Genomic DNA, 12638 nt, shown 5'->3' on the forward strand with positions numbered 1-12638 from the left:
CACGCCTCATTACTCATAAGTGTTTGCACTATATTATTGTTATTGCTTGTTATTGCTATTACTAGGCTCAACCTCACGTGTGGTAACTCTGATCCCCCCATGGGGTAAGGTAATCACTTTCACACCTTGTGCATTTTCAGTTACAACTCCGTTTGAAATGACTGAGTTTGAAAATTGCTGCTCAGCATTAGTGTTTGCCGCGGGTTGTGATGAAACCGCATCACTCCCTGGGCCAAACGTCATTGTTATTCCTTCTCCATCAGCCGCTCTTGCGGCCAAAGCTTTAGTTTGATCAGGGTATTTCGCTAACCAATTGGCAATATCTGCAGCCTGTTCATCGGGTACCATCAATAATACTTGCGATGCTTTAAGCTCTTCTACTTGTTTTGTTAATTCTCGATTTTCTTTAGCAAGATCAAAATAAAGTGCGCCAAGCGCAATCACTCCAATAACCAACAAAAACACGACAAGCATGTGCTGGGTCGACATTGAATGGCTCGCTTTAGCCACGAGCTGTCTCTTTCATAATCGCTTCAGCCATACTGTCTAAGGCTATAGAGTGTGATGATATTCCCGCTGATGTAACGGCTTGAGGCATGCCATAAACAACACAACTCGCCTCATCTTGTGCCCAAATAGTGGCACCAGCGGCCTTTAACATTCTAGCACCTTCACGGCCATCTGCTCCCATTCCTGTTAGCACAACGGCCATAACATCGCTGCCAAATGCTTTTGAAGCAGAAGCAAAGGTAATATCGACACTGGGTTTGTAGTTCATGTCAGTATTACCTGCAATCACTTTTAATCGACCTAGCGTCCCCGCTTTTTCTATCATCAATTGCATGCCACCTGGCGCTAAATAAGCACAACCGGGTTTCAAGGTATCGCCAGTTTGTGCTTCTTTCACGTCAATTTTACATAAGCTATTAAGTCGACTGGCAAATGCTGGAGTAAAAGCAGCAGGCATATGTTGAATTAGCAATATTGGATGAGGATAACTAGCAGGAAATGACGTCAAAATTTTCTGCAGTGCGACTGGACCACCTGTCGATGTGCCGATTAGCAATGCTTTATATTTTTTACCACTTGCTCTAATGGATGACACAGATGTGGCATTAACTGGTTGTTCGCTAGCTCCACTCGTTTTTGAACGCAGTGATGTCAGCGAACTGGTAGGCTTGCCTGTTGAATGACTACTCAACGGACGAGAAGTCGCATTGGCACGAGCGATAGGTTTATACAGTCTTCTACGACCTAACGCTTTTACCCTTTGTTGTAGTAGCTTAATCGCATCATCTTTATTAGATGCGATATCTTCAAATCGTTTAGGTAAAAAGTCTAACGCACCCGCATCTAATGCATCAAGCGTCGCCTGCGCACCATCATGGGTTAATGATGAAAACATTAAGATCGGTGTTGGATTCGAAGCCATGATATGGCGCACGGCAGTAATACCGTCCATAACAGGCATTTCAATATCCATAGTAATCACTTGAGGCTTAAGCTTCTCAGTCATCTCAATGGCTTCTTTGCCATTAACTGCAACACCAACAACTTCTAGGTCAGGATCTTGATTAACAATCTCACTGACCCGTCGTCTAAAGAAACTTGAGTCATCTACAACTAATACTTTGGTAGCCATTTAAGTCCTTAAAAATTGGAACTCTTACTTCTTATTCTTGGCGTAATATTTCAACAATCCAGGTACATCTAAAATAAGTGCAATACCACCATCAGAAGTAATTGTTGCCCCAGCCATTCCTGGCGTACCTTGTAACATACTGCCAAGAGGCTTAATCACAACTTCTTCTTGGCCGATCAAGGCGTCAACGACAAAACCAATTTGCATTGTCCCTAACTGAACAATCACTACATGGCCTTGCTGCTTATCACCATGAGTAAAGTTGGTCTTATTTCGATGTAACCATTGCTCTAGATAGAATAGCGGTACCGCTTTATCACGCACAATGACAGTTAATTGACCATCTACTACATTTGTTTTAGTTAGATCGAGATGGAAAATTTCGTTAACACTTGATAACGGTAAGGCAAAGACTTGTTTAGCCACATCCACCATCAAGGTTGGCATAATTGCTAACGTCAGTGGCACTTTAATTTCTAAAATGGTGCCTTTACCCTTCACAGAATCAATATGTACGGTTCCGTTAAGCTGGGTAATACGTGTTTTAACGACATCCATACCAACACCACGGCCGGAGATGTCTGAAATTTCAACTTTGGTCGAAAAGCCTGGTGCGAAAATCAAGTTATAAGCTTCATTATCAGTCATTCTAGCGGCTGAATCTTCATCCAATACACCACGACTAATAGCAATTTCTTTTAACTTATCAGCATCCATTCCAGCGCCATCATCTTCAATTTTGAGAAGAATATGGTCACCTTCTTGGCTTGCCGACAGGGTAATTGTACCTGCACGTGACTTGCCATTGGCTTCACGAGTGATAGGCATTTCAATACCATGATCCACTGAGTTTCTCACCAAGTGAACCAAAGGATCGGCTAATGCTTCAACCAAGTTTTTATCAAGGTCGGTATCTTCACCCACCATGACTAAATCAATTTCTTTATTTAATGTTCTCGCTAAATCACGTACAACTCGAGGGAAGCGACCAAACACTTTCTTGATCGGTTGCATACGTGTTTTCATCACTGCGCCTTGAAGGTCAGCAGTAACAAGATCGAGGTTAGCTAAAGCTTTAGACATCTCTTCATCATCGCGAGAAATACCTAAACTTACTAATCGATTTCTAACCAGAACCAACTCACCGACCATATTCATAATTTGGTCGAGTCTCGAGGTATCTACGCGAACAGTTGTCTCACCTTGAGGCATTTGCGCTTTTGCAGGCTCTGCCTTCTTAGCCACTGCAGCTGCTTTAGGCGCTGCTGGCGCTTTTGCAACCGGAGCAGCTTTCTCTACTTTAGCAGCAGGAGTTGCAACTGGTTCAGCAGCTTTAGCTTGGGTAGTTTGCGCTTTATCTGCAGCTGACTGACTTGCGTTTGATGGCGATGAGCTTGTTGCTGATGAAGCAGGCTTTGAAGATGTCGATGCTGCAGGTTTAACGGCCGCTGGTGCAGACCCCTTTCCATGCAACTCATCTAATAATTTTTCAAATTCGTCATCAGTAATATCATCGGCATCTACGGCAGGTTCTTGTTCAACTGGCGCAGGAGTCGCTTTCGCTGTTGGCGCGGCATTAAAACCACTTGAACCATGAAGCTCATCTAATAGCGCTTCAAATTCATCATCGGTGATTTCATCGCTGCTGGCAGCAGGTTCAGATTCAGCAACTGGCGCAATTGCAGGTTCAGGGTCTACTTGAGACGTTGGACTTTTTCCTTCACCATGAAGTGCATCAAGTAAAGCTTCGAATTCACTTTCGTCGATATCATCAATAGAACCTGACGCATCTGAGATTTCGTCATCTAGTTGTGCTTCAACTGCAGGTTCTTCAACAGTCTCTACAACGTCTTCAGAAATTGATTCAATAAATTCTTCGACAACTTCAACTTCATGATCGGCATGAGTTGCACTGCCTGCAAGCTCTGATGGCAAAGGCTCACCAGAACTTAATAATTTGAGTTTTTCCAACAACTCAGGGTCAGCATCATCTTGTTGCTGACCTTGCTGAGTTTGTTCGAACATGCTGTTGATGGCATCAACTGCTTGCAGAATAATATCCATTAATTCTGCATTTACTTGGCGCTTGCCCGTTCTTAGTAAGTCAAAGGTATTTTCTGCCTCATGACACACATCGACCATTGGGCCTAAACTTAAAAATCCAGCACCACCTTTAACAGTGTGGAACCCTCTAAAAATAGCATTCAGTAAATCAGCATCATCAGGATTATTTTCAAGAGCGACAAGTTGCTCTTGCAGAAGCTCTAAAATTTCACCAGCTTCAATTAAAAAGTCCTGGAGTATCTCTTCATCAACATCAAAAGACATTAAATTTGACTCCTAGTTAGAAACCCAGACTTGAGAGCAGATCATCCACTTCATCTTGGCCAGTCACCACGTCTTCACGTGTTTCAGCATTCAAGATAGGGCCTTCTGCTTCAATTTTATTTTCATCAACGACCCGTGCCGAGTCAGCTGCATTTTCGCCAAAGATGGTTAGCATTGACACTAAACTGCTTTCCACTTCTCTGACTAAATCAATAACACGACGGATCATTTGCCCGGTTAAGTCTTGGAAATCTTGCGCCATCAATATCTGATTGAGCAATTCTCTTAATCGACTTGAGTCATGTTCGCTATGAGACATGATATGTTGGACGTCATGACACAGAGCCTTAAACTCATTAAGAGCAATGTCTCTACGCATCAATTTATCCCACATTGGCGTGACCGATTGAATGTTATTTATTATTGTATCGGCCAAAGGTAAACATTCTTCAACTGCATCCATGGTTTTATTTGCAGCTTGCTCTGTCATATCGATGACAAAGTTCAATCTTTCTTTTGCGTCAGGTATTTCGTTGTTGGCAAGTTCGGCTAAACGCGTATCTAATTGGAATTCATTTAATGAACTGTGTAATTGACGTGTCAATTTACCCACTTCATCAAACAACTCTCTTTGAAGCGGCGCTGATAAGTCACGAATGACGTCATCAGCTTGTTCTTGTTGTCCATCTTCAAGTAGTGCTACGAGCTGCTTGGCTTGCTCAAGGTCGATTAACCCCGATATTGCTGCCTGCATAACTTATCCTTAGCTTATGCTAAACGCTCAAAGATTTTATCGAGTTTTTCTTTTAGCGTTGCAGCGGTAAACGGTTTAACAACATAACCATTCACACCAGCTTGCGCTGCTGCGATAATTTGTTCGCGTTTTGCTTCTGCGGTCACCATTAAAACAGGTAAATGTTTTAATGAATCATCAGCACGAATAGCCTTTAGCAAATCAATTCCTTGCATGCCTGGCATATTCCAGTCAGTGACAACAAAATCAAATTCGCTTTTTTGTAACATTGGTAAGGCGGTTGAGCCATCATCTGCTTCTTGGGTATTATTAAACCCCAAGTCTCGCAACAAGTTCTTGATGATGCGTCTCATTGTTGAAAAGTCATCAACAATAAGAATCTTCATATTCTTGTCCAAGGTTTCCTCCGGTGAGCTTCACACTGTGCTTTTATTAATAATTATACCTGTGTCCAATGCTTAAGCTTGCCTTTAAGACGCAGCATTGCCTGACTTAATATCTGGCTAACACGCGACTCGCTGACCTCAAGAATGGCACCGATTTCTTTTAAATTTAATGCTTCGTCATAATATAGCGACAAAACTAACGCATCTCTTTCGGGTAATGTTGTAATTGCTTCGGCTAACGCAGATTTAAACTGAGTTTCAGCTAAGGAATCAAAATTTTCATCGTGAGTTGTTTCCTCACTTACAATCACATCTTCAGAAACACCAAGATCTTCTATTCCGATGACTTTACCGACTGACACATCATTGAGAATATGGTGATATTCTTCTAATGTCATTTCTAGCTTTTCAGCAATTTCGGTATCTCTAGCATCACGGCCAAGTTCTTGTCCTAGTTCATCAATAACCTGAGCCACTCGGCGCTGATTACGGTGCACAGAACGAGGAACCCAGTCTCCGCGACGGATTTCATCAATCATAGAGCCACGAATTCTGATGCCTGCAAAGGTTTCAAATTTTGCCCCTTTGTTTCCATCAAATTTCGTTGATGCTTCTAGCAACCCCATCATCCCTGCTTGTAATAAGTCATCTAATTGCACTGATGCTGGCAGCCTTGCTAGCATGTGATGTGCAATTCTTTTTACCAACGGAGCATACTGTTCAACAATTGAAGTTTTATTATCAAACTGAGTATACGCGGCGGCTTTATTCACTCGTAGTATCCTCTTGTGGATCTTTACGCTGAACTAAACGTTCAACAAAAAATTCAAGATGTCCACCAGGCTGTTGCGGTATCGGCCAGCTCATAATTTTATTCGCTAAACCATGGTATGCAATGGCCGCAGGAGACTTAGGAAAGGCTTCGATAACTAATTTTTGTTTACGTACAGACTTACGTAAGTTCTCATCGAATGGCACCGTAGCAACCAATTCTAAAGCCACATCTAAGAATCTATCGGTTACTTTACTCAGTTTGGCAAATAACTCCATACCTTCACGTAAACTTCGTACCATATTTGCTACAATTTTGAACCGGAACACACCATGTTCACGACTCAGAATTTTTATCAAGGCATATGCATCGGTAATTGATGTCGGTTCATCACAAACCACAATCAATACATCTTGTGAAGCACGAGAGAAACTTAACACCATATCTGAAATACCTGCTGCCGTATCGACAATCAGTACATCAAACTGGGTTTTCATTTCGCTGAAAGCACGAATTAATCCAACATGCTGAGCTTGAGTCAATTCAACCATCGCTTGTGTACCTGAAGTGGCCGGTACAATACCGATCCCTTTAGGACCACGAACGATAATATCATCCAGTTCAGCTTCGCCAGACAGTACATGAGATAAGTTACGTTCAGCTCGAATACCGAGCATCACATCGACGTTCGCTAAGCCTAAATCGGCATCAAGTACGAGTACTCGTTTACCTTTCTCAGCAAGGGCAACAGCTGTATTAATTGACACACTGGTTTTACCCACGCCGCCTTTACCGCCACTTACTGCGATTACTTTTACTTTGTCGTTATTTGGTTGATTCATCATACGTAAACCACTTGCTTGATCTCGGGTCATATTTTTACTCGAATGCGTAGGCCATGTCATTTGACCACGCAGTGTCAGGTGACGTTTGAGGTTTGGTGTCGTTTAATGCTGCTAACGCTTGTTTTGCTAACATTAGCGTATCTGCAACTTGCATATCTTCTGGAACACGTTGACCATCAGTTACATAACTTAATGGTAACCCATTTTGAATCAATACACTTAATGCGCCGGCAATCGATACGGATTCATCTAGTTTTGTCAAAATAACTCCCGATAACGGGATGCGTTTAAAATGCTCAACAGCATCTTGTAACACTCTGCGTTGTGAAGTTGCTGACATCACTAAATAACTTCTAATCGGTATTCTTGTATTTGCCATTAAATCATCTAATTGCTGATATAGGCGTAAATCACGTTGTCCCATACCTGCAGTATCTATTAATACTAACTTACGATTCTTAAACTGATAAAGAATTTGTTCTAATTCAGCTAAATCATGTGCCTGTTTAACAGGACAGCCCATTATTTTGCCATAAGTTGCTAATTGCTCAAAGGCTCCAATACGATAATGATCGGTTGTAATTAATGCAACTTGCTCTGGGCCATGATGTGCAGCAAATCGAGCAGCTAGTTTTGCTAGTGAGGTCGTTTTTCCAACACCTGTTGGACCAACAAAAGCAACAACGCCACCAGTGCGCACAATATCATCACCTTGGTTATCTAATAAGTTCGCTAAACTCTGTGGTAATGCTCTAACCAAATCTGCTGGGGTATATTGTTGACTAAGCCCTGCTAATTTTGCGGCGACAGCAGGAGAAAACTCAGCATTAATGAGTTTACTTTCAAGCATAGCCCCAACTGGGTCTGTACGTTTTTTCTGATCCTTCATCAATGATGAAACTTGATGGGTCAACAATCCTCGTAATGACGCCATTTCTTCGCGCATGGCTTCCATTTCTTCAGATTGACTATGATTTCTTGATGAACTTCTTGGTTGGTCGAATTGCGGCTGCGGTTTACTGTCAGCTTTAGCGGCTTTAGTATCTTGAAGCTGTTTTGCCCAATCAGGTAATTCCGTTTCTTCTACTCGCTGAGTCATCTGTTGCTGTAAACGATTATGCTGCTTTTCTAATAACGCTTGCAGAGAGTCTGCCGCTGGTGGTGGGCTCACTTTGGTCTGGGCTTTAACTGATGGCTTGTTGATTCCTAACGAAACTTGGTCATCACTCACGTCCATAAAACCAGGAACAGGTGAATTCACTGCAACATCAGCTTTTGGCTCGTCGTAATCAACAGCTGCAACAATTTCTATACCACCAGTGACTTTCTTATTTGACATGATCACAGCATCTGACCCCAAGGTGTCTTTCACTTGAGCTAATGCTGAACGCATGTCTTTGGCAAAAAATCGTTTAATTTTCACTTAACACCTCTTTCAAACAGAAAGTCATCGCTATTGCCCTACTGCAGATACTATGCGTATTTGCTTTTCATCAGGAATTTCTTGATAAGAAATAACCCGTAAATTCGGGATAGTATATTTAACAAATCGTGACAGCGTTGACCTTAGCATACCTGATGTCAATAAAATGGCTGGCTGACCGACCATTTCTTGCTTCTGAGAAGCGTCTAATAATGACTTCTGCATGCGTTCTGCAAGGCCTGGTTCAATATTTGGCCCTTCACCGCCTGTCGCTTGCATAGACTTGTGCAACATCTGTTCCAACTCTGGCGCCAATGTTATGACAGGGATTTCTAATTCTGGTCCAGATATCTCTTGAACAATCATTCTCTTCAATGCAATCCGCACTGCGGCTGTTAATACTTCAGTATCATTACTCTTTGTACCGTATTCTAACAGTGTTTGCACTATTGTACGTAAATCTCGTATAGAAACACCTTCATTAAGAAGGTTTTGCATCACTTTAACCACTGAGCCAAGTGGCATGATGTCTGGAATAAAGCCATCAATAAGTTTCGGAGAGTTTTTAGCTAGCATGTCCATTAATTGCTGTACTTCTTCATAGCCCAGTAATTTCGCAGCATTGTTCGTCAATAACTGACTAATATGAGTCGCTACTACCGTTGCGGTATCCACGACCGTATACCCTAATGTTTGGGCATGTTCACGCTGCTCAGGTGCTATCCATACCGCTTCTAAACCAAAGGCTGGGTCAGTTGTCTCAATGCCATCAAGTTTACCGTAAACTTGCCCTGGATTGATGGCAAGTTCACAGTCATGCCTAACTTCAGCCTCACCAACAACAACCCCCATCAGCGAGATTCGATAACTATTTGGTGATAAATCCAAGTTGTCGCGAATATGCACAGCAGGAACAAGGAAGCCTAACTCTTGAGATAGTTTTTTACGCACCCCTTTAATACGGCCAAGTAATTCGCCGCCTTGACCTTTATCCACAAGAGGAATTAAGCGATACCCCACTTCTAGTCCAATAGTGTCAACATGTTGAACATCTTCCCAGCTCAATTCTTTGGGTTCAGCATCTTTAACTTCTGCTGGGCTGCTCACAGCTTTTTCAAGGGCCGCTGTTTTAGCGTCATTATTACGTTTATAAATCATGTAAGCTGCAATCCCAGTAATCACAGCAAAAGTTAAGAAAGCAAAATGAGGCATTCCAGGGACAATACCCATGATGAACAATACAGCAGATGCAATCGCCATTGATTTATGACTATCAAACATCTGGCTAATCATCATACCGCCCATGTCACCAGATTCATTTTGACGAGTGACCATTAACGCTGCAGCAATCGATAGTAACAATCCTGGAATTTGAGCAACTAAGCCATCACCAATAGTGAGCAGAGTATAAATTTCAACGGCACTCGAAAAATCCAGCCCATGTTGCACCATACCAATAACAAAGCCACCAAGAATGTTGATGACCAAAATCATGATACCCGCTATGGCATCACCTTTTACAAATTTTGACGCACCATCCATCGCACCGTAAAAGTCTGCCTCTTTAGTCACTTCAGCACGTCTAACTCGAGCTTGGTCTTGCGTCAATGTACCTGCGTTAAGGTCAGCATCAATCGCCATTTGTTTGCCGGGCATTGCATCCAATGTAAAGCGAGCACTGACCTCAGAAATACGTCCAGCACCTTTAGTTACAACGGCAAAATTGATAATAATCAAGATAAGGAAAACCACTAAACCGACAGCATAGTTACCACCGATAACGACTGAGCCAAATGCCTCAATGACTTTACCTGCAGCATCTCCACCGTTATGGCCTTCTAACAATACAATCCGAGTGGAAGCGACATTGAGCGCTAGACGTAATAAGGTCGCAACGAGAAGCACACTAGGGAAAGCAGCAAAATCTAATGGACGATCAGAATAAATAGCAACTAACAGCACGACCAGAGCAAGTGCAATGTTAAATGAAAACAAGATATCGAGTAAAAATGCGGGCATTGGTAGCACGACCATGCCGAGTGCAGCAAGTACCAATAGCGGTGTACCAACACCTTTGAAAGTACTGAATCTAACTTGTTTAACTTGGCCTAATGCTGCTTTTACATCCATCAGTAGGAAACCTTTATAGTAATATTCTTGACGCTAACGTCTCTAATTAGCAATTACTACGCCAAAAGAATGGTTCAAACAGAAATACTCAGCTGAGTGGCCAAGTTATAACCAAAAAACAATTAATAAATCTCAGTTAGTGTTTTAAGTCATCGGGGATGGGTTGATTTAAAGGAATAGGTTTAGGGCGCTTCCCTTTGCCTTTTTGATATTGTTTAAGCTGAAAAACATAAGCAAGAATTTGAGCGACAGCAGTAAAGAGCCCTTCTGGCACTTGCTGTTCAATTTTCGTCGTATGATAAATGGCACGGGCTAAAGGCGGTGCAGAGACAATCGGTACTTCATGCTCTCGAGCAATTTCGCGTATTTTAAATGCGACATCATCCACACCTTTCGCCACTAAAAAAGGCGCAGATGATTGCATAACATCGTATTTTACAGCCACAGCGTAATGCTCGGGGTTTACCACAATAACATCGGCATTAGGGACTTCAGACATCATGCGCTTATTCGCCATTTCATGCTGCATTTGCCTAATACGCCCTTTCACTTCCGGCTTACCTTCAGTGTCTTTATATTCATCTTTTACTTCTTGTTTGGTCATTTTTAATTGTTTGTTGTGATTCCATATTTGAAATGGCACATCAATAATTACAATGAATAACATCGAAGAACACAGTAAAATAAACATCCACACTAATAGCTCTAGCGCATGATATACATTGCCAGGCAAGTGGTCAGTCGACAGTGTCAAAATGTCAAAGAAGTAAAAACTTAACAAGAAATAGGCTGAAATGGCCACCACAGAAAATTTGGCAATCCCCTTAGTCAGCTCAACCAATGCTTGAGTACCAAACATCCGCTTAAACCCTTTAGCAGGGTTCATTTTACTGCCTTTAGGCATAAACGCTTTAACAGAAAACGTCATACCACCAAGAATGATATTACCGATAAATGCAATGACAGTTAAAAAGCCAATAAAGCTGAATAACGGGAACGCGAGCTCTGTGCCAATAATTCCCCAAACGAGAAACATGGAGTTGGTATCAAAAATCTGGTCTCGTTCCATGGTCAAAATTTGCGTCATGATGGTGTGCAGACTTCGCGCAAGGTTTGGCCCCACAATAGCAAAGCCCACTGCTGATGCGAGTAATACCGCCGCAGTACCTAATTCTTTTGAACGTGCCACCTGCCCTTTATCACGCGACTGTTGCAGTCGCTTGGCGGTGGGTTCCTCGGTGCGTTCTTGACCTGTATCTTCTGCCATCAGTAATTTACCGAGTTATCGAGCCGTCAGTTTGACAGGTCAGTTGCAAAATATCACACATCAATACTTGGCCTTGCAGCCAAACCTCATCGAAATGAGACATGATGGGTCCTAAAGTTAACCACAAAATAAGCAATCCACTCACCATAGTGACTGGGAAACCAATTGCGAAAATATTTAATTGAGGTGATGCACGAGTCATTACCCCAAAAGAAAGGTTTATTAATAATAAGGCGACAATCGCTGAAATTGACATGGTGAGTGCAGCGCCAAACATATAGCCACCAAACTCAGCAAGTCTGCGATAATTTGTAATTGTGAAGCCCTGATTTGAAATAGGAATCGTATCAAAACTCGCCACCAGCATAGTAAACATCAGCAAATGCCCGTCCACGGCAAGAAAAATCAATGTTGCCAATAATAAAAAGAAATTACCTACAACGGGTGTCTGCTGTCCTGAGCCTGGGTCAACCATTGACGCAAAACCCAAACTGGTTTGCATACCAATAATTTGTCCAGTTAATACAAAAGTTTGCATGACCAAAATAGTGACAAACCCCATTGCAGTACCGATAAGGATTTGTTGTGCTGTAATAAACACTGCACTTAACGAAAATAGCTCAATATTGCCAACGGGTTCAGGTAACACAGGCGCCACAGCAATGGTAATGGCGACTGATAATAATAAGCGGACTCTTGCTGGAGTGGTGTTAGCGCCAAATACCGCCATGACCATCAACATTGAGGAAATTCTAAATAACGGCCAGACATAAGCTGCTATTGTTTGGCTAATTTCCTCAAATAGAATCTCCATCAAGCTAGCCTATCACTTGCGGGATCATATCAACCATGGTGTAAAAGAAATCCATCATGGTTTGCACTAACCAATGGCCTAAAAACATTAATGAAAAAAGCGTCATTAACAGCCTTGGTAAAAAGCTTAAGGTTTGTTCATTAATTGAGGTGGCCGCTTGAAACACAGCGACAATTAAACCGACAAAAAGACCCGGTAAAATAATCGCTGATACGATCAATACAATAACCGACAGCCCTTCGCGAAATATATCAATTAACGACTCTGGTGACATAGT

At 42.1% G+C, this 12638-nt stretch carries 12 protein-coding genes; all 12 read right to left on the reverse strand.

Features of this window, described 5'->3' with window-relative positions; genetic code table 11:
* Positions 1–39: 39 nt before the first annotated feature.
* Entirely contained in the window at positions 40–510 is a 471-nt protein-coding gene (locus ACGEDC_RS02000) for a membrane anchored protein in chemotaxis locus (protein WP_394496127.1), read from the reverse strand.
* Positions 503–1642 (reverse strand): protein-glutamate methylesterase/protein-glutamine glutaminase, encoded by a 1140-nt coding sequence (locus tag ACGEDC_RS02005; RefSeq protein WP_394496129.1) that lies wholly within the window; start codon positions 1640–1642, stop codon positions 503–505. Before ACGEDC_RS02005 ends, ACGEDC_RS02000 begins: the two co-directional genes overlap by 8 nt.
* A 24-nt stretch (positions 1643–1666) precedes the next feature.
* Positions 1667–3970 carry a chemotaxis protein CheA gene (locus ACGEDC_RS02010; protein WP_394496131.1) on the reverse strand — a complete coding sequence of 768 codons (2304 nt, stop codon included), beginning with the start codon at positions 3968–3970 and terminating at the stop codon, positions 1667–1669.
* A 16-nt stretch (positions 3971–3986) separates the two neighbouring features.
* Positions 3987–4724, reverse strand: a complete 738-nt coding sequence (locus ACGEDC_RS02015) for a protein phosphatase CheZ (RefSeq protein ID WP_055025011.1) — start codon at positions 4722–4724, stop codon at positions 3987–3989.
* Between the two features lie 14 nt (positions 4725–4738).
* The gene (cheY, locus tag ACGEDC_RS02020) at positions 4739–5122 is read right to left on the reverse strand and encodes a chemotaxis response regulator CheY (RefSeq protein WP_080916243.1); all 384 of its coding nucleotides are present in this window, start codon (positions 5120–5122) and stop codon (positions 4739–4741) included.
* Between the two features lie 41 nt (positions 5123–5163).
* Positions 5164–5883: an RNA polymerase sigma factor FliA gene (locus ACGEDC_RS02025; RefSeq protein ID WP_394496134.1), complete on the reverse strand. Its 720-nt coding sequence runs from the start codon at positions 5881–5883 to the stop codon at positions 5164–5166.
* Positions 5876–6757 carry a MinD/ParA family protein gene (locus ACGEDC_RS02030; RefSeq protein ID WP_055025014.1) on the reverse strand — a complete coding sequence of 294 codons (882 nt, stop codon included), beginning with the start codon at positions 6755–6757 and terminating at the stop codon, positions 5876–5878. Before ACGEDC_RS02030 ends, ACGEDC_RS02025 begins: the two co-directional genes overlap by 8 nt.
* 4 nt (positions 6758–6761) lie before the next feature.
* Entirely contained in the window at positions 6762–8150 is a 1389-nt protein-coding gene (gene flhF / locus ACGEDC_RS02035; RefSeq protein WP_065108527.1) for a flagellar biosynthesis protein FlhF, read from the reverse strand.
* Between the two features lie 30 nt (positions 8151–8180).
* The gene (gene flhA / locus ACGEDC_RS02040; protein WP_055025016.1) at positions 8181–10280 is read right to left on the reverse strand and encodes a flagellar biosynthesis protein FlhA; all 2100 of its coding nucleotides are present in this window, start codon (positions 10278–10280) and stop codon (positions 8181–8183) included.
* Between the two features lie 136 nt (positions 10281–10416).
* The gene (gene flhB, locus ACGEDC_RS02045; protein WP_055025017.1) at positions 10417–11547 is read right to left on the reverse strand and encodes a flagellar biosynthesis protein FlhB; all 1131 of its coding nucleotides are present in this window, start codon (positions 11545–11547) and stop codon (positions 10417–10419) included.
* Between the two features lie 7 nt (positions 11548–11554).
* Positions 11555–12361 (reverse strand): flagellar biosynthetic protein FliR, encoded by an 807-nt coding sequence (gene fliR / locus ACGEDC_RS02050; RefSeq protein ID WP_055025018.1) that lies wholly within the window; start codon positions 12359–12361, stop codon positions 11555–11557.
* 4 nt (positions 12362–12365) lie between these two features.
* A complete protein-coding gene (gene fliQ, locus ACGEDC_RS02055) occupies positions 12366–12635 on the reverse strand; it encodes a flagellar biosynthesis protein FliQ (RefSeq protein WP_055025019.1) in 270 nt (89 codons plus the stop codon).
* Positions 12636–12638 lie beyond the last annotated feature (3 nt).

Origin of the sequence: Shewanella sp. ENK2, from assembly GCF_043568515.1 — a bacterium.
Classification (GTDB): domain Bacteria; phylum Pseudomonadota; class Gammaproteobacteria; order Enterobacterales; family Shewanellaceae; genus Shewanella; species Shewanella japonica.

Excerpts from the sequence above, each read along its gene's own strand:
- ACGEDC_RS02005 (WP_394496129.1), bottom strand. The coding sequence starts at position 1,642 with ATGGCTACCAAAGTATTAGTTGTAGATGACTCAAGTTTCTTTAGACGA.
- ACGEDC_RS02010 (WP_394496131.1), bottom strand. The coding sequence starts at position 3,970 with ATGTCTTTTGATGTTGATGAAGAGATACTCCAGGACTTTTTAATTGAA.
- ACGEDC_RS02015 (WP_055025011.1), bottom strand. The coding sequence starts at position 4,724 with ATGCAGGCAGCAATATCGGGGTTAATCGACCTTGAGCAAGCCAAGCAG.
- ACGEDC_RS02030 (WP_055025014.1), bottom strand. The coding sequence starts at position 6,757 with ATGACCCGAGATCAAGCAAGTGGTTTACGTATGATGAATCAACCAAAT.
- flhA (WP_055025016.1), bottom strand. The coding sequence starts at position 10,280 with ATGGATGTAAAAGCAGCATTAGGCCAAGTTAAACAAGTTAGATTCAGT.
- flhB (WP_055025017.1), bottom strand. The coding sequence starts at position 11,547 with ATGGCAGAAGATACAGGTCAAGAACGCACCGAGGAACCCACCGCCAAG.
- fliR (WP_055025018.1), bottom strand. The coding sequence starts at position 12,361 with ATGGAGATTCTATTTGAGGAAATTAGCCAAACAATAGCAGCTTATGTC.
- fliQ (WP_055025019.1), bottom strand. The coding sequence starts at position 12,635 with ATGTCACCAGAGTCGTTAATTGATATATTTCGCGAAGGGCTGTCGGTT.